The organism is Paenibacillus sp. FSL R5-192 (genome assembly GCF_000517845.1).
GTDB classification, from domain to species: domain Bacteria; phylum Bacillota; class Bacilli; order Paenibacillales; family Paenibacillaceae; genus Paenibacillus; species Paenibacillus amylolyticus.
The window spans coordinates 106131-123746 of record NZ_ASPR01000013.1 but is presented as its reverse complement, the minus strand read 5'-3'; the positions used below and the strand labels follow the sequence as shown (position 1 = coordinate 123746).

The following is a 17616-nucleotide window of genomic DNA, read 5'->3' as shown; positions in this document are numbered from 1 at the left end:
CATGTATATGATCAGGTGTCCAATTCAACGTTTAGTTCACGCATAAATACAGCTGTCCCCTTCATTCTGACATCCATATCCTCACCATCCCGAATCACACTCACTTGAACCTTTCCATCTCTTCCAATCTCATGCCCTTGCTCTATCACAAACTGTACCTCATCAATCTCCGGTTTCACATAGGTTAAATAATAGGCACCCATCACCCCGGAGGCTGTTCCAGTCACAGGATCTTCCGTAGTACCTGAGTATGGTGATGAAAAATGTCTGGCATGCATCATCGCATCGAAATCACGGGTTTCGAAACAAAAGGGATGCAGGGAATCTTTGGGATTTTCAATTAAAATTCCTGGGAACAGGGAAGAATCCGGTTTCATTTTCATAAAGGAGTTCAGTTCACGAATCGGGATTAATAACGTCCAGGCTCCTGTACTTCCATAAACGATTGGCGTAGAAAGGTCAACATCATCCAGAGTGAGATTGATGGCGCTTACCAGCTTCTCGATATCCCCCTGGAATGGTATAAACTGCGGCTGATCCTGTTTCATTTCCATGTAAATGGTGTCGGCATTGCGCTCAAATCGTATGGGTAATGTACCTACATTGGTTTCAATCGTGATTAACTCTTTGTCACTCAACATCCCACGCGTCTTCAAACCATACAGTGATGCCATTGTGGCATGACCACACAGATTAATCTCATGGCCCGGTGTAAAATAACGTAATCTGACGTCAGCTACTTCAGAATTCAACACAAATACCGTCTCATTAAAACCAACCTTATAAGCGATCTGCTGCATCTCCGTCTCACTGAAATGATCAGCATCAAAAACCACTCCTGCCGGGTTACCTTGACCGGGAACGGTAGAGAAAGCATCATAATGATAAACCGTAATTCTCCCCATGGTTATAACCACCTTTGCCCTAATTTACGAGAAACACAACAGAACCAACGTAGTCATCTTATTTCCTCCCGTACCTATTAGACAGACTTAAATTCTCTATCCAAAATCGAGAAAAAGTACTGGTCGGTCCACTGATTGTTCCACCATAGCTCTTCCTGGAAGATGGCCTCCCGTGTCATACCCACATGCTGCATCAGTGCGGCTGAGCGAACGTTTTGTGAATTGCACATGCCGACGACCTTATGATCTTGTAACTCTTGAAACGCAAATCGTAACAAAAGACGGGTAGCCTCGCTCCCATATCCGTTGCCTGCGTATTCTGAAAGTACAGCGAATCCAAGTTCCCAGCTTTTTCGGTAATCCACATAACTCCACATCTGAACTATACCAATGGGGGTATCTTCCGGATCATTTATGCGGCGTATAACGAAATCATAGGCATACGGTTTCTCATCTGCGACAGCAAAATGGCTGCGATATTTCTCACGGACCTTTTCCTCATCCGTTTCAACAGTTTCCTCAAAGCTCCATATATTTGTGTCACATTCAAGTTGACATATGAAGTCGAGGTCCTGTTCTGTGACTGATGTCATTCTTACCTTCTCTCCCACGAATTCCATGTGAATTCATCTCCTTTATAAAAAGATCATTGTTTAGGAATCTCCCATTCTGTATTAAGCAAACCTCTACTAATATTCCATTTGGCGAGCAATGCTCTCTGTTTATTTTCCAGATCAAGGTATGGTGCTGCAACGCAGGATAATGTGTCAAACATATGGATAAAATGGGGCCCTTCCTTGAAACGTCGAAGCCCGCCATATTCTTCATCATCTGCTGCCCATACAATCTTCTTAATCCCCGATATTAATATGGTGCACGAACACATGGGACAAGGCTCACAGGTAGTATAAAGCGTCAAGTCTTTCTTCTTCGAGAATTTCTTCTTCTCTACATCCAGCAAATGTTTTCCTGCCCGACGAATGGCATCCACCTCAGCATGTGCGGTGGGGTCGCAATCTGAGAAGACTCGGTTCCGGCCTTTACTCACGACAATCCCATCCACATCCACGATTATCGCACCAATCGGATACGTTCCTTCCGTAAGTGATTGTTCTGCTTCTTCCAGAGCCAAAGTTAAATATTCATAATCCGATAACTTCATTTAAAATCCCCCTAAGTGCAGTTATAGTCGCTTATAAAGCAGCTTCCTTGTGTTAATGTGTAGTAAAAGAGATTGATGGGATCTTCTTAGATCGTTAAAAGTTCCTGATCGTGTACTGCCCTGCTTCACCAAGAAAATCACTTTTGGTTAACTCTTTTTCTCCAAGTAATATCCTGTAGTTCGATATCGTACCGTCATGTGAAATGATAAACGTATTGCCGCTCTGTTGCCTGCACCACTCAAGAAGCTGTTCAGCTAATATCTGGAACCGATCTGCATCCATCTGATTAATACTTTCTTCCCAATAATCCAACCCCAAATTAAGCATTCTTATGTCACTATACTGATGGCTGAGCTCTTCCTTGGAATAGATCTGATCACAGACGAAAGGAACAAACTCTGGATTCTGAGGAAACATTCTTGGGCCAACCAGTGGGCTGAAGAACGCAAGATTTTTGTTAGGGGTTAGGAGTTGTGCTGTTTCAATAGTACGTTTCGTTGGACTAACCAAAATGACGTCTTCAGGAGCAAAAACCACTTGTTTACGCAACGCTATAACCTGACTTTTTCCCAATTCAGTGAGGCCAGGGTGCAGGCAATTTAATTGATTTGGGTAATCTACCAAGTGTTCGCCATGACCATGACGAATAAATGTAATATCCATAGGCACCTATCCCTCTATTTCTGAATGAAGTGTTTGATGCCTTTTGCATCAAGGAGATTAGTCAGTTCCTTTTTCAAAAACACAGGATATACTTCCATCTGCTCTAGTTCGTCCAAGGAAAACCATTGGAAAGTTAACTTACCGTTATCTTCTAAACCTTTGAATTCGGTTTCACTATATAGCTTATGGGCTTCCGGCAATGTGATGAGATAATAAAAGCCAACTTCATGATACTTCAGACCATCATATTCAAAGAAATCTTCACTAATATATGCGAGCCTTTGCGCTTCTACATGAACACCCAGTTCCTCCATCATCTCTCGCACAATAGCCGCTTCTGTTGTCTCGTTTAATTTCACCCGACCTCCGGGCAGATTCCAGAAATCATCCTGTTCAGTCGTATGCAAAAGAACTCTTCCCGCATCCATCACAATACCTGCCACACGGAAGTTGAATTTGTTGTTATTTTGTTCATACGATACATTATTGTTATCTGCAGTGGTCATCTCGCTGACCATCCATCAGCAAATCCGTCCATGAATCCCATGATGAATGAGGGAATGATGAGTACGAGCAATAAAATTAAACTGGCTATGCCCCATCTAAGAATTACTTTCCGTTTGCTTCGAACACCTATAATAATTAAGATTGCGGTTGTTGCAATTAAGGCTACTCCATAAAATGTCATAAAACTGACCTCCGGTATGTATTCGTATTTCATTAAGGTTACTGCAGAATCTTTTCTAGCTTGTGCCTACAAGCCTCGCGGTCATAATCCGAATTATCCAGCCATACCTTATCCATCTGAAGTAACCCATAGATTTCGGACTCCAGCTTCTTTCTTTCCTGCAAAACCTGTACCGTACCCTGAACCCCCCTATAACCCTGTGCTTGCCCAAAACCCTGGTTCGTATAATAATTAATGAATCCCTCTGACCATTCTTTTGGTCTTTCACTAACTGCCTTATCAAAGGTATAAGATATATCTTTCTGGTCGATATAGATGAAAAGCGGATTCAGAGCATGAATGATACGCCCCAGTTCCAATACATACTGCACGTTCTGCTCTTTGGATTGATTGCATTTTACAAGACCCATGGTTAGTGGATTCTGGATAAAACAACACTCAAATATCGTGATGCAATCATCATTCGTGTTTAACACGTTTTGGGCGAAATCTTGCCACTTCTCGGTGATCAGCTTAACATTTTCCTCAAAAGGAATTTCGTAAATATCTCGGCTGAAAATATCCTGTACAATGTGATCGGGAAGCTCTATTCCCCATTGCTCTTTCATCTTACGATATGGAATCAGGAAACCTTGATCATGGGCAGTCGCATTGCTTTCCAAAATCTCTCTGTATTCTTCATGCGTTTTCAATAAAACCTCAAAGTCTCCTGCATAATAAAAAGATACGCCCTCGTAATCAGCAGGGTGCTCCAGATTTCCTTCCTGAAATAGTTGTACCGTCTTGCCTTGTTCTATCAAAATTTCGGAAACCATCTCGGCAACCGTTGACTTGCCTGAACCTGGTAATCCTTCAATGAGTATTAGTTGCCTAGCCATCAGTACATCATCCTTTATTTTTGTGTAATGATATGGATCTTCCATCTATCAGAAACTATGTTATTAATCGATATCTGCAATAACCCATTGCGCGTTATCGCCATCTTCTTTCTTTTTCCAAAACACCATCGTATTGATATACTCTTCGTTGTTCTCTTTTAACTCGTTAACCGTCACCACTGCCTGAAAGAGCTTCCTTTGCTCCTGTATAGTTATGTCGCTCATGGGATTAACCTTGAGGACTTTGTATCTCCCCATACCTGATATAGGAGATTTTGGATCAAAAAGATTCATATATCGCTTTTCATCCTCTTCGTATAAATAACGCATACGAGCATTCATAAGTTTGACGATTTCCAATTTGTCACCGGTATAGTTTGTTTCATCAAGATACTCTGGTGGGATGTCTTCATTCTCTTGGGATGTCGATTTTTCTTCATCCTGTTGTGCCTCTATTTCTGTGACACTTCGAGTCGAGGAATCTAATGATTGTTGTGCATCTTCAGTGTTTTCCTGGTTCTGACAGGCCACCAGAAGTAGAAATAATACTGAAACTACGGTTAACTTTTTCATAATCAGCCCTCCATTTAGTCATGGATAACACTCCCCTGGTAAAGACCTTAAATGACTTTTATTTAAAATAGAGACTTCCTATGTATGTAAAATTTTCTCTCAAGGTACATCATAACCCATAATGTGGAATTTGCGAATAAACGAAGTTAACCATCTCTGTTTCTATCGCTTTATACGCAAAAAAACACGCTTCTCTGCACGAGTTACATCATGCAAAGCGCGTGGTTATCAGCAGAACTTTCACTCAACTTTTGTAACTGTCCACAATCAATCTACCTATCTATCAAATAACATATTCATTATACCGACCGCTTCAATCTGGATCTCTTTTTCTTCATTATCCGCAAAACGGTAACTGTATGTTGAAAAAATCCCTATATGCCCTATATGCCCTATATGTCCGCCTTTATAGTGAAGCTTCTTTTCCTCACCGTCGATCGTCTGCGTAAACGTCCTGCCATCATTCACATCATACGAAGCATGGATGTCATGTTCACTTGCGAGCCACGCAACAAAATCTTCTTCGTTTGGATTGGTCGTTACTAGAATAACGAGCAGAACAACAAGAACAACAATGCCCGTTCTTAGTCCTGCGCCCTTCTTGCCACCATGCTGTGTGTATTCACGCTCCATCCCGTTCACCCCGTTTCTTGAATAGAAATCTCTACGTTCTTCGCCAAAACCCAACCACTCAATCCATACGAGGATGAGATCACCATGTACTTGTATTTCTCCTCAATCAGCCGGATTTGCAATTCGTCATAGGAATCATAACTGACAGGCCAACCGTAGCCCTTCCCCGACTCTAACAACTCTCGATTATAAGGGACAAAATGCTCTATGTCCCGATCATCGAGATCCAAAATAATACTGCCATGCAGCGGTGTATCAAACGTATGGGCCATTACACCAGAGAATAAAACATCCATATTTTTCGGCACATCATGACTCGAACGAGTACACATCCTTATCCTTTTGTTCTCTAAATCGACTTCGTAGCTTAATATGATGTTGTCATGCAAACTTGGCATAGTCCCCCGCCTTCCAGTATGTCTGTTAGCTCGTTTATTCCATGCCTATGAATTACCTCATCCCGTATGTTCATATATTAAACACCATAATATTGTTTATAGTCTGAGACCCATTCCACTTTGGAAAAATCAACAAAGTCATACGGCTCGCACTGTTTAAGGTAAAGCAACTCCTTGTGCGCCTGTTCCCCGTCCATATTTTCCAGGTAAAACAAGGTCTCCTCATACCCTGCACCACATAATAACTGCACATCAATATAACTGCCCGTATCCTGATTCTTTCGTTTGGCTTGCCAGATCAGCGTGGTGTCCTCCACATTTCCAATACAGATTAACATGATGCACAACAGTCTCAGAACCTCGTTATCCTCTGACTTCCGGTTCTCAATCTCTTGCTGAAGCAGCTGTCGGATGGCCTCCCGGTGTACCTCATCAGGTTCCAATTCGTACAACTGCAACAGTTCTTCCTCGTTCATACGTGTACTCCCAACCTACTTGAGAATGTTATTTAACTCTTCCGCTTTTTTCCTGCTATCCATTCTAGCATAAAAATAAAAAGCGATGATGTGCAGCCAATGTTCTCATACATGATAAAAAGACTACTCACTCATGAGTAGCCCCTATGCATTCATATAACCTTACTCAACCTCCAGTAACCTTACTCAACCTCCAGATACATCTCCTGATTTTGCAGGATCATCTCATTCATATGTGTAATAGCAGCTTGCGCCACGATCTGATAGGTCGCATATAATGCCTCTGTTCTCTGGAGCAGGATTGGGTCCTTCTCCAGATCCGTTGCCAACACCTCACGCCACTCTTCACCCACTCTGTTTTTGTCCGTAATGAGACTTTCTATCTGGTCCAGTACAGTTACCATCTCATCTATACAAAAAAAGTGCATCCCTTTTTTAATCCCATGCCAACTCTTGATCTCAATGATGTTATATGCCGAAAACCAATAAAATTCTGCCAGACTCTTCGTATGATTATGATAGGAATAGAACAGAAATAAAGCTTGTTGCCCTTCATGTAACTGTGTGTATATCTCTGTTTTGGCGGCCATATCTCTGCCCCGTACCGAAACAAGCATCGGTTCAATACACAACCAGCTCAGTTGCTTTGAATATATATTTTCTGGTCGAAGTTTAGCCTTCATAACATGCTCCTCTCTATTCACCACTTTAAGGATTCTCTGGTGCTTTCACTGCGGGGTCATTCTCTCCGCCCATTCTGCGTCTGAATGTCTCCATCTTCCCTGTCGAAGGCACATGTTCAGACGCTTTAGCTAATCCGAATGTGGGCATGTTGGCGTATATGGTCTCGAAGGAACCTGACTGAGCCTTGTATGTTTCATGATAGATCCCTACAGTTCCATCTGAACCGATGGAGCGGTTGAATCTTTTCCAAGCTTCCAAGTGTAGTCCGCCCCGTGCGTATTTCTCCAATTCATCGTAAGAGCGCCAGTATTGGAGTAGCGTCACCCCACGCCAGCTAATAAAATACTCTGTACTCAGAAATCCAGTCTCCGGATTCATATACAGTTCTTTAATCATCGGGCCCATGGACTTAAAGACAGGCAGCCATTTGTGTATAGCCCACAAACGATTGATCCTCATTCCGATAATAAAAACAACAAATTCTCCCTCAATTTGAGCTGAATATCTTCCCTTATGTATGTTCGCCATGTCACTCCTCCTTCTCGTTAAAAACACTCGATTTCATCGGATCTGGACAACCCTTCCTATCCGCTCATAGGCATTCAGGGGGAAATCAAAACTCCACCGTTTGTGATATTCCCCGGGTCCCATATCCTTCAATTTGCTTAGTTCTCTGTAAAACAGCTTGGTCAACTTGACCAGCGTTAGCTCTTCAGACATGAGTAACCGACCCTTTGTAACGTCTTCCGTACTAAAGTTATCACTCATCTCATACACCATGAATTGAACGATTACCTGCGAACGTTTCTTGATCCAGAAGCGATATTCTCCAGGTTCGATCTGCATAGTCATGGTTACCTCCGTGGCTCCTTTGTGCAATGCAACGAATTGACGTGCTATCTCATCCACCGCATCCGACAAAAAAGAAACCGGAATCTCAATCTGTTCTCCCTGATCAGGTTGAACCAGGATATCCAGCCATCCGTGCGGTTCAAGCGTCATAACGATGTCCATGTCCTTCCTCCTTTATGTGATTCTATGATGCAAGATTAACTGGAAACCTACTTTCAGATATAACCGCTGTGCTGCAATATTTCCTGCATTTACAGCTAAAATAATCTCATTGATCTTCGAATGCAGCATGCGAACGAATTTGTGCAGTGCCTTCATTGCTGCGTAAATCTTCATAGACATTCCATTTTGTATACAATTGTTTTAGCTCTAACACCGTTTTATGTATGAACTCTTCCATAGCTTCCATGGATAAAATATTTAAATCACCCAAAGGTTCGTTGTCAGGGTTAACTAAAAACTCAAGTTTCTCTTCTCTATACTGGTACACCTCAGATTCCAGCAATCCGCCTAAATCAAATGCTCTTCCCACATTCAGCTCATTTAACCAATCGTTGGCCCTGTTCCAATTCCGTAAAATCATAAACTCCAGCTTTGTGACATCCTGTGTATACACACTTCTTCCGTTGGGATGGACTTCATATGCAGGATAGATATCGAATGTCCACGCGCGATCCGTATAGATATGGGCGATGTAACCGCACAGATATTGCAGGAATTTGGGATCACTATAGGCTAACTTCTTTTGGGTTTCAAAAAAGTCTTTAAGTTCTTCGTCTGTTGCAAATCTTCCTGCCTCTGGCATGAGGTGGGTTTTTGCCTTTTCTGTACGAAGATTGATTCTTACGTGAATGGAATCTGGAGCGAGACTTCCCAATAACAATTCAGGGGATGGCTTGGATATCAATTCGGATGCAATTGCAAAATGAACCATTGGCCAAGGCAATACAAAAACTCCCTTCTTTATTGAAATGGATTTACATTAACAGTCTGAATTTTGAATCAACCTATTAAATATATCTTTATATTGTATCGACTCAGGAAATTTTTCATTGATAAACTTTAATCTATTCCAAAAGTCATCTTCACAATTTGAAATTGTGTTCTCAGCCAGAGATAATGCAAGATTGTGAAAAGCGTTTGTCATATGAAATATGAGCAGACTACTTCTTTTAGCATCCTCGACATCTACAACTGAGGGATATGCTAACTTGGATGCAATCACACGTATATCTAAAAAGGCTTGGTATATTAATGTTTGGTATGCTTTAATTTTGTTTTGTTCCATTCCCTCACCTCTTAGTGACAATATCAATCTCATATAGACTTTTGAAAACAACAAGTATAGCAATTCTTTTTTTGTTTACCCTCAAATAAAAGAGTTAAATTTCATATCCCAAAATGCACAATGCAATTCCCATTTATCTCAGCATACTTTGCCATGTTCGCAAGCTTATGTAATTCGTTGATTAATTCAACTTTGTTGTACACGAGTTTCTCGTAACAGCCCTTCTGTTCTTCTCCATCAAAACAGTAACTCCCTGTTAGAACAATCGGATCAGTCGCATGGCTGAATAGATCAATCCAGGCCTGAATCAGTTGATGAAACTTCAACAAAGCATCCTGCTCTTCAATAACGGTTATTCCATAGTTGTTCAGTCCACTACATTTCATACAGGTAGATGGATTCCATGTATCCAACCAGCAAAGGGAATCATAGATGTACGCAATGAATTCGTCTTCCAAGGTCGCATGATTCTCTGTGGTTAATCCACTTCCATGTATTCTCCCTTGTGAATCCCATGAGTAGGAGGTATAAATATTTCCGTCTACTTGTGATTTTTTTTCTATAACAAAATGATGCTTTGGCATACCTACATTTGTCCCCTTTACACGCTCACTTTCATTCAATCCTCTTAATTCATCATAACCCATGTATTGGTAAATGGAAATTGAAAAAGATCCTATCTACCTCCCAAATCAGGAGAAGTAAAATAGGACCGTGATAAAAACTTCCTTACATTCATAAAATCCTTCGTCTACTCAGAAACGCTGTTCCTTCTTCTCGGTACATCTCTATAGATTCATTGGTCACATGATCATGCCTCAGTGCTCCCATATAATCTGTTCCAGGTTTGTTCGATCTATAATCTGAATCAATTGTGTAGATATTGAAGTGCACCTCATCTTCATCCTCTGACACATCTGTTTTATCAAAAAGTGAAATCACTTCATCTTTACCAAGATACCTAAATGGAGAATCCTGATGCTCTATAATATAAAATGGATATGTGAGGTTTTCTATCTGAATGAATTTCTGGTATGCCTTAAGCTCATCAGGTATGAGATCCATGTACTGTCTAGCTACATCTTCTGCCTGAAATACACCTGAAATCCACTTCAAACTCCCCTTGGTTGCTACGATAATGAACAAACTAATCACCTTCTAATTTAAATATTCCTATGATATACGGTTTATTGTTTGTCTAAATATTGTGTATATACCTTTAATACGTATTCATTATCTGTATCATTCTCATTAGTATCTGTATCTTGGGTTATCTCATCATAAACATTCGACTTCAAAAAAAGATCTATAATTTCATCAGGCTCACTCACATTCTGAATTTTGCATCTGAAAGGTAGCTCCTTATTGCTATCCGAGATTAGATTAAATCTTAATTGACTCGCCATAAAATCAAACCATAGATAAAATATCAATCCGCTCTGCTTATTCGAATGATTAATCTGATTCTGGCGGTTGGCTATGACGTTCATAATAAAAGCACTAAAATCACTCAAGTTCACTTCATTAGATATTTCTTCTGAAATTGATATACACCACATATTCGTTTCTATTTCTTTCTGAAGTTCTGAATCAGAAGAACCTATATAGATCACATCATGAATAATTTCTTCGAGGTCCTTGAAATATTGCTCTTTAGACATTTAACCTACTTGCTCCCTTCATACTTCTATACCGTCATCCACGCACAAAAGTCTGGGACAAAATCCGGTGGCTACCAGCGATGTTGTCAATTTCAATGTTATATTCAGACTCAGTATATTCAATCTGATGTTGCTCATAATACTTTTTCCAGAACGAAACTGCTGCCGCATTGTTAGCGAGCTGTCCCACTTTGAATGTACCCTCAAATTGAGCAAAAACCAAGTCAACTGCTTTTGCTGCCAGCCCCTGCCCGCGATATTTATTGACCAGGAACAGCTCCTGCACGGTATAATCCACTTCTTCCGGCACATATGGAGGTGAGCACACCAGTACGAATCCAATAACCTTTCCTACATACTGAATCAAAAACGGATGTAATTCATCGCGTTCCAGATATAGATAGGTGTTCGTTGGATCATATTTCCCCTCTTCAAGTAGATCCTCGCCAGAAAATTCGGACAGATTATATAAGTACAAGTTGTACAGGTTGAGGAACAATTCCTTTTGTTCTGCCAAAATACTCGTAATTTGTACATTCATCTTCATTGCACATCTCCCTTAGTTAATGAGTTGGCTAGTGGTCCATACATGACATTACCGATGTCCACAACGAGTTTGCTGTGCCCTGTTCTCAATATATTCTTTCAACCACAGCAGATATAGGCAAAGTTTGGTTTAAACCATGGAGTAACCTTACTTTCACAGTGGACATGAACATTTGGACAAAAAAAGACTCCCTAAAGAGTCCGATTATTGGTCTTATCTTTATTTTTCACCAAATATCCACTGGCAAGCGCTGCGGGAGCGATAAAAGGTAAGAACGTCAACCAATCCATGAAAAGAAGTATAGGAACGAAAATAAATATTACACTGATATACATCATGACTGGAGATTTTTTCTTCAACCCCTGAACACCGAAAACAACTCCTGCCAATGAGATCAATAGGACAAAAGCAACGTTAAGCACGTTCATAACCATCACCTCCACTGGCATGTAGCCAACACTTATTGAATCAGATAATCAACCACAGGATATGAGATCACATTGCGATCTCTGTACGTTGAAGTCACTGCTTCGGGATGTGTGCTAAGAATTCCATTTTGCAACATCACTGGCCGGAAACCTCGCTCCATCGCTCCGTTGTAGGTGAATAGAACACATTCCTCTGCGGCAAAACCGGCGATGATGACCAATTCAATTCCATAACTCTTCAACACCTGCTCCAAGTCAGTTTGCCAGAAGGCATTGGAGGCTTCCTTGGTAACGGTGAGATCCTTCTCATTCACATCCACCTCGGGAATGATGCGATACTCATCTGACGCTGCCCCCTCCATGCCCTCCACATCCTGCACGTGAACGACCGTATGATCATTCGAGCGCAGCACATTAGCCACATGGTTAATATACTCACAGGCATGGTCTATCGAAGTCTGGTCCATCTTTTTCCGCACAATACTCTCCTGCATATCAACAATCAGCAAACCTACTTTCATCCAATCTCTCCTCATAAATAAATTTCATGTCGCATGGTTGAGTGACTTCCCTTGTTAAACTGAGAACTTAATCTTTAAATAATTCATTCAGCATCCGGTCGCGATTCTCCAGAAAGCTGCGAGTAATCTGATAGTGATCTGTCTCCTCATAGGCTATCTCTTGAATATGGCTATCGTCAAAACTTAAAATCTCTGCCCCCGGATATCCCAGCAAAATGGGTGAATGCGTCGCAATAATGAATTGTGAAGTGCCTGACAGATCATGAAGGATACGCAATAAGGAGAGCTGCCTAGCTGGAGACAAAGCGGCTTCGGGCTCGTCAAGCAGATAGATGCCTTTGGAACTGAAGCGATTGACGAACAGACTGAGAAAAGACTCCCCATGTGATTGTTCATGTAATGAACGCCCGCCATAATATTGAAGCGACGCCGGCATCTCATCGACATGTGATGCGAATTGATAGAACGATTCAGAGCGCATGAAGAAGCCATTCGTTATTTTGGGTAACCATGCCAGCCTGAGATAATTCCCGAGCGAGGATTCTGAAGCATGTGTCTCATAGGTATTATTCCTGCCGCCCCCTGCGGTATTGAATCCACATTGATGAGCGATGCCTTCGAGCAGCGTAGATTTCCCTGAACCATTTTCACCTACAAAAAAAGTAACGTTATTCGTGAGCTCCAATCGTTCCAAGGACCGGATCGCGGGGATGTCAAAAGGATATTGGTTCCGATTCTCGATCTTGGCCGACAGGAGTTCCACACTTCGAAGATACATAATCATCCTCCCATATTTATTTTATATAAGTTCAACAAAAGAACATTTACACTCGAACTTCGCACATTTATCTTCAAATTAACATTAAGTTTACTCTGATTGGTCCAGCCATGGACGAATGATGTCCTTGCGGGCTATGTTCTCCATCGTAACCTATTTCGGGGTACATATGAAACCGTTTCAACCAAAAAAGAGCAATCCATAGGCTTACTCTCTCTTCAGAATTAATAGACAAATCTGCGCTGCGCCCAATAGCTGAACAGGAAGATGGATACCTCGGTCAACAGCTTGGCTGCGAGCAGCGGAATAATCAGTTTTTCATTATAAAAATACAATAAACCGTAGTTTAATAACAGCACTAGTAGGACAAGTGAGAAGTATCTGGGCAATGACTGCCGAACCTTAGAGGTTCGTCCAGCGGAAAATACGTACTTTCGATTAATCGTGTAGTTGAAGATGGAGCTGCACAGCCTGGCTGCGACAACCGACAGAAACAGATTATGCGTGAAATACTGGATGACGAATAGTAATCCAAAATCAATCAGAGCGGACAGCACCGAAGATGTGCTGAACATCAGGATTGGCATATAGATCCGGAATGAATCAACCAGCGGGCGGAAATGGGAGGACTCATTGTGATCCAGATATACCGTATCTATGAACTCCTCCGTAATTTCATACCCTTCCTTGTGTGCCGTTAACAACATGTTCATCTCGTATTCAAACCGATCCCCGGGAATCTGGTTCAGCCAGTCCAGCATGGAGTAGGGAAAACCGCGTAGACCGGTCTGCGTGTCATATACTTTGGTACCTGTCGTGAGGGAAAAGACCGCCCGTGTGACTGTGTTGCCAAAACGGCTGCGTGCTGGAATTTTTCCGCTGAAGCAACGGCTGCCAAGTACAATTCCCGGTGACGTTTGTGCGAGCAGCACTTCGAAGATACGCTTAATATCATGTGGGAGATGCTGTCCGTCACTATCTGCGCACACCACACCGCCCTGTGGTCCGTACTCCTTAATATACTGAAAGCCTGTCTTCAACGCCCTGCCCTTACCCAGATTGACGGGATGTGTCAGGACCGTACAGCCATACGCTTCTGCCGTTTCAAAAATTCCACGGTAACCGGGGCCGCTGCCATCATCTATAATCACAATGGGTCCAAGTTTAAAGGTTTGTAGTTGCAAAACGAGATTCAGTAAACGCACATCGGGTTCATATGATGGAATTAATATCGTCATGATCCTTGTCCCTCCGTCAGATATAAAATATCACTTACGCCACGTTCCTGGTTACGCCCCAGCGGATTATTGACAACTCTGCCCATAAAATACATCGTGGATGAACCGCCGCCGTCCAAGTTGTAGGCTTCGGTTGCTCCAAGACCTTTCATGACATCGGCCAGTTCTGCCAGAGTCATGCCACGGCTGTTGTCCTGCCGTCCATCCACCACCACAAAGACGTAATGATTCGGAGCAATCATGCCGATCGCTGTTCTTGGATTGGTATCCTGGATGGAGCGGTTACCGAAGTTGTTATCGATTTTCACACTGCTAAAATCACTAACAATCTCGCCGTCCTGAATCAGAATGGGCCCAAAAGATAGTGTATCGGTTGCACCTTCAGCCAGAAGTTCCGAGGAAGAAATCTCATTCTCGTTATATGTTTGCATCGTACCGTCGTTGAACAGGGCAAGTGCATCCCGCGTAGGGCTGTCCCGATACAATGTTCCATTTCGGATAATGACACCATCTTCACGGAATCCGTAATAATCACCGTTAATGGCAAAGATCGCATTGTTGGCAGCGGCAATCTCTGACGTATTTTCGGTAATATTTGTTCCAAAACTATTGTCTGCCAGCGCAGTTCGCAGGCTGCTTGCATCCGTTAACTGAACATCTGCGACATAATACGTAATCTGATCCGAGCTAGAACCCGTCTGTACCTTTTCAATATTGACCTTCATATCATCACTCGAATAATTCCAATCATCTGACGTTGCATTCACTTCAGTTGTGGTGGTCGAAGTATTGTTGGAATCATTGGTGTTGCCTGTTATTGGCGTTCCTGTGTTCTCATCTGCTACAACTACCTGCACATGCCTGATCAGGTAACGGTCAGCCAGGCTGTATAGGATTCCACCTACCGCAAGCACGATGACAAGTGTGATGATAAGCCATCTGCGCTTTCTTGGAGAGATCGGCCTTTTATGTGGTCCTTTCCGGGTTGGTTTCTCATCAATCTTCATCATGTGAAGCTCACCTCTTCATCTAAGTTCTTAAGGCCATATTAGGCCGGGTAGCTTAAATGAATCTGAAACCATATCAATTGAACTAAAGAATATTCACACTGACACTAAGATGACAGAACCACCTTCCAATCGCTGATATTGTGTAAATGAATAGTTCAATCAAAAAAGGTGATCCGTTTTCCTATTAAGGAAATCAGATCACCTTGATTTTTTAATCTATAGAACCCTAAATGTCACTGTTATCGTGTACATATTTCGTTCAACATTCATATCACATATCTTCATCAGGTCTTCCTGTTATGCGTCTGCAAAAAGAGCATCGTACGCGGGACAAGGCCGCTTTTCCAAAAATTCCGTTAACGCCGGTGGCTGTTGGGCATAAATATCCTTCAACGACGTTCCAGTGTAGATGTTGCCAATCACAACAGGATGGCATAACTCACAGATGAGAATATCCCCGTTACCGTGCAAATGTAGCTGTTTCGTGCCATCCACACAATTAGAGAAATACACACCGGGTTGTTCACGCAAATTCAACTGTTCAGCGAACCGATCCATACAGGTGAAATAGAGCGTTGTATCTGGCTTTTTATGTTTAATTAATTCCGTAACAGATCGAACAAGGGACTCTTTGGATACAATCTGGGTCCAGTCGGTATGCGGCATCTTAATACTGTTCTGGATCTCATGGATGCGCACCCCCAGGTCATACACCTTATCGCTAATGGCCTGCATGTTCGCTTGGTTCCCTTCAAACAGTAACGTTTCCAGCACCGTCTCCAGACCGGCTTCCGTACACAAACGGATATTCTGCTCCAACCTTTCATACATGCGAGGATGCACACGGTAGTACGCAGCATAGGCCTCCGCATCCGTATAATTAAACGAGATATGAATGTTGGACAAGCCTGCATCTCGCAACGCGATGATTCGTTCTTCAGTCAGCAGACTGGCATTACTGTTCAATTGTGTATCGATGCCATGTGCCGTACAGTACGTCACAACCTCCAGGCAATCCTGGTATTTCAGAGTAACTTCTCCCCCTGACAATCGCACTCTCTTGAGACGAGGAAGCTCACTAATAATACGGATGACTTCCTGACTATTGATGCACGCTCCATCATCCCGATTGTAGGCGCAGCAGTAGTCACATTTATAATTGCAGTTCGATGTCACTCCCACTTCAAGCCCTTCTAGCTCATATACGCCGGGGGTTTCCAATTCGAGTGATTTATATTTGTTTTTGGTCGTCAATTCGTTGTACCTCCTGGTTCCTTCATTCAATCCATGTTTTAATAACTTAAAGATTATAGCGGAAGGCACCAGGTTCAAGATATGACATTATGTACGTTGCTTGCTGAAAACAAAAATAAAACCCATTTCCTCAACGATCAGGAATGGGCCAAAGCTTGGCATATGATTATTGAATTAGACAATATTCAATACGATACCTTGAACTCTTGATGCAGCAATTCAAGCTGTTTCTTACTTCTGCTTTTATTGTGTACCACTGATAAATTCAGGATTATAGGAAAATCCATGGCTCGCCAGCCTGATAAATGACACACGACTTTTCAATAACACGTTCTTTATTTAACACGAGTAGAAGTCTTCTTTTACGATAGCATACATCTTCAGATCTTGAAGCTCATTTTTTACCTTCATGTATTTCCTCAACACACCTTCGAATTGCATGCCTGCCTTCTCCATGACCTTGGCAGAACCTGTGTTTTCCACTAAACATCTGGCCTGGATTCGCTCGAGCCCCATTTCGTCAAATCCAAATCGGATGATTCGTTTCACTACTTCAGTCATGTAGCCTTGATTCCAATATTGATCAGATAACACATATCCCAGCTCAACTCTCCTGTTATCGCTATCACACCCTAGATAGTTACAACTACCGATCAGCCTCTTGGTGTGTTTATCTTCAATCCCCCATGGGCCTATTAGATCCGTCTCATAGCGACTCATGACAAAATCTAAAAAAGCTTTGGTGTCTTCTTTGCTCTGATGCGCGTCCCAGGTGGTGAACTCCGATACAGCAGGTACAACGCAATAACTATACATATCATCCAGATCATCATAGGTAAGAGGCCGGAGTAACGTCCGTTCGGTTTCCAACACGGGAAATGGTTCGAAGAAACTTTCAATCGTTTTCATTGACTCACCCTCCTGAGATTAGTAGGACAAAGAAACACTCAGCAATTCGGTCCATATTGCCTAACTCAT

At 42.1% G+C, this 17616-nt stretch carries 27 protein-coding genes; all 27 read right to left on the bottom strand.

The window, feature by feature from the left end; translation table 11 throughout:
• Positions 1 to 11: 11 nt before the first annotated feature.
• Positions 12 to 905 (bottom strand): PhzF family phenazine biosynthesis isomerase, encoded by an 894-nt coding sequence (locus C161_RS08310; RefSeq protein ID WP_036669492.1) that lies wholly within the window; start codon positions 903 to 905, stop codon positions 12 to 14.
• 77 nt (positions 906 to 982) lie between these two features.
• On the bottom strand, positions 983 to 1525 hold the full coding sequence (locus C161_RS08305; protein WP_036669490.1) for a GNAT family N-acetyltransferase: 543 nt from the start codon (positions 1523 to 1525) through the stop codon (positions 983 to 985).
• A gap of 26 nt (positions 1526 to 1551) precedes the next feature.
• Positions 1552 to 2067 (bottom strand): nucleoside deaminase, encoded by a 516-nt coding sequence (locus C161_RS08300; protein ID WP_036669487.1) that lies wholly within the window; start codon positions 2065 to 2067, stop codon positions 1552 to 1554.
• A 94-nt stretch (positions 2068 to 2161) separates the two neighbouring features.
• Positions 2162 to 2731 carry a phosphoglycerate mutase family protein gene (locus C161_RS08295; RefSeq protein WP_036669485.1) on the bottom strand — a complete coding sequence of 190 codons (570 nt, stop codon included), beginning with the start codon at positions 2729 to 2731 and terminating at the stop codon, positions 2162 to 2164.
• Positions 2732 to 2745: 14 nt separating this feature from the next.
• Positions 2746 to 3237, bottom strand: a complete 492-nt coding sequence (locus tag C161_RS08290; RefSeq protein WP_036669482.1) for an NUDIX hydrolase — start codon at positions 3235 to 3237, stop codon at positions 2746 to 2748.
• Complete coding sequence (locus C161_RS08285; RefSeq protein WP_036610391.1) at positions 3234 to 3419, bottom strand: hypothetical protein; 186 nt, start codon at positions 3417 to 3419, stop codon at positions 3234 to 3236. The genes C161_RS08290 and C161_RS08285 overlap by 4 nt, the downstream gene beginning before the upstream one ends.
• Before the next feature lie 38 nt (positions 3420 to 3457).
• Entirely contained in the window at positions 3458 to 4297 is an 840-nt protein-coding gene (locus tag C161_RS08280) for an adenylyl-sulfate kinase (protein WP_036669481.1), read from the bottom strand.
• Between the two features lie 63 nt (positions 4298 to 4360).
• On the bottom strand, positions 4361 to 4870 hold the full coding sequence (locus C161_RS08275) for a hypothetical protein (RefSeq protein WP_036669479.1): 510 nt from the start codon (positions 4868 to 4870) through the stop codon (positions 4361 to 4363).
• A 276-nt stretch (positions 4871 to 5146) separates the two neighbouring features.
• On the bottom strand, positions 5147 to 5512 hold the full coding sequence (locus tag C161_RS08270; RefSeq protein ID WP_235193765.1) for a hypothetical protein: 366 nt from the start codon (positions 5510 to 5512) through the stop codon (positions 5147 to 5149).
• Positions 5509 to 5811: a hypothetical protein gene (locus tag C161_RS08265; protein WP_235193764.1), complete on the bottom strand. Its 303-nt coding sequence runs from the start codon at positions 5809 to 5811 to the stop codon at positions 5509 to 5511. The genes C161_RS08270 and C161_RS08265 overlap by 4 nt, the downstream gene beginning before the upstream one ends.
• 167 nt (positions 5812 to 5978) lie before the next feature.
• Positions 5979 to 6377, bottom strand: a complete 399-nt coding sequence (locus tag C161_RS08260) for a hypothetical protein (RefSeq protein WP_051449649.1) — start codon at positions 6375 to 6377, stop codon at positions 5979 to 5981.
• Positions 6378 to 6559: 182 nt separating this feature from the next.
• Positions 6560 to 7060, bottom strand: coding sequence for a hypothetical protein (locus C161_RS08255; RefSeq protein ID WP_036669474.1), 501 nt, complete (start codon positions 7058 to 7060; stop codon positions 6560 to 6562).
• Positions 7061 to 7085: 25 nt separating this feature from the next.
• Positions 7086 to 7589 (bottom strand): DUF4188 domain-containing protein, encoded by a 504-nt coding sequence (locus tag C161_RS08250; protein WP_036669472.1) that lies wholly within the window; start codon positions 7587 to 7589, stop codon positions 7086 to 7088.
• Between the two features lie 33 nt (positions 7590 to 7622).
• Positions 7623 to 8075, bottom strand: a complete 453-nt coding sequence (locus C161_RS08245) for a hypothetical protein (RefSeq protein WP_036669470.1) — start codon at positions 8073 to 8075, stop codon at positions 7623 to 7625.
• Between the two features lie 106 nt (positions 8076 to 8181).
• Positions 8182 to 8796, bottom strand: a complete 615-nt coding sequence (locus C161_RS08240) for a hypothetical protein (protein ID WP_235193763.1) — start codon at positions 8794 to 8796, stop codon at positions 8182 to 8184.
• A gap of 99 nt (positions 8797 to 8895) precedes the next feature.
• Complete coding sequence (locus C161_RS08235) at positions 8896 to 9201, bottom strand: hypothetical protein (RefSeq protein WP_036669464.1); 306 nt, start codon at positions 9199 to 9201, stop codon at positions 8896 to 8898.
• A 101-nt stretch (positions 9202 to 9302) separates the two neighbouring features.
• Complete coding sequence (locus tag C161_RS08230; protein ID WP_156946093.1) at positions 9303 to 9785, bottom strand: hypothetical protein; 483 nt, start codon at positions 9783 to 9785, stop codon at positions 9303 to 9305.
• 151 nt (positions 9786 to 9936) lie between these two features.
• Positions 9937 to 10347, bottom strand: coding sequence for a hypothetical protein (locus C161_RS08225; RefSeq protein WP_036669459.1), 411 nt, complete (start codon positions 10345 to 10347; stop codon positions 9937 to 9939).
• A gap of 41 nt (positions 10348 to 10388) precedes the next feature.
• Entirely contained in the window at positions 10389 to 10862 is a 474-nt protein-coding gene (locus C161_RS08220) for a hypothetical protein (RefSeq protein ID WP_036669456.1), read from the bottom strand.
• Positions 10863 to 10896: 34 nt separating this feature from the next.
• The gene (locus C161_RS08215; protein WP_235193762.1) at positions 10897 to 11409 is read right to left on the bottom strand and encodes a GNAT family N-acetyltransferase; all 513 of its coding nucleotides are present in this window, start codon (positions 11407 to 11409) and stop codon (positions 10897 to 10899) included.
• Between the two features lie 191 nt (positions 11410 to 11600).
• Positions 11601 to 11837, bottom strand: coding sequence for a hypothetical protein (locus C161_RS08210; RefSeq protein ID WP_036669455.1), 237 nt, complete (start codon positions 11835 to 11837; stop codon positions 11601 to 11603).
• Positions 11838 to 11869: 32 nt separating this feature from the next.
• Entirely contained in the window at positions 11870 to 12358 is a 489-nt protein-coding gene (locus C161_RS08205) for a cysteine hydrolase family protein (protein WP_036669452.1), read from the bottom strand.
• Between the two features lie 67 nt (positions 12359 to 12425).
• Positions 12426 to 13136: an AAA family ATPase gene (locus C161_RS08200; protein WP_036669450.1), complete on the bottom strand. Its 711-nt coding sequence runs from the start codon at positions 13134 to 13136 to the stop codon at positions 12426 to 12428.
• Between the two features lie 224 nt (positions 13137 to 13360).
• Complete coding sequence (locus tag C161_RS08195; RefSeq protein WP_036669448.1) at positions 13361 to 14374, bottom strand: bifunctional glycosyltransferase family 2/GtrA family protein; 1014 nt, start codon at positions 14372 to 14374, stop codon at positions 13361 to 13363.
• On the bottom strand, positions 14371 to 15384 hold the full coding sequence (locus C161_RS08190; protein WP_051449648.1) for a phosphodiester glycosidase family protein: 1014 nt from the start codon (positions 15382 to 15384) through the stop codon (positions 14371 to 14373). Before C161_RS08190 ends, C161_RS08195 begins: the two co-directional genes overlap by 4 nt.
• 297 nt (positions 15385 to 15681) lie before the next feature.
• Positions 15682 to 16638: a radical SAM protein gene (locus C161_RS08185; RefSeq protein WP_036669446.1), complete on the bottom strand. Its 957-nt coding sequence runs from the start codon at positions 16636 to 16638 to the stop codon at positions 15682 to 15684.
• Positions 16639 to 16977: 339 nt separating this feature from the next.
• Positions 16978 to 17547, bottom strand: a complete 570-nt coding sequence (locus C161_RS08180; RefSeq protein WP_036669445.1) for a GNAT family N-acetyltransferase — start codon at positions 17545 to 17547, stop codon at positions 16978 to 16980.
• Positions 17548 to 17616 lie beyond the last annotated feature (69 nt).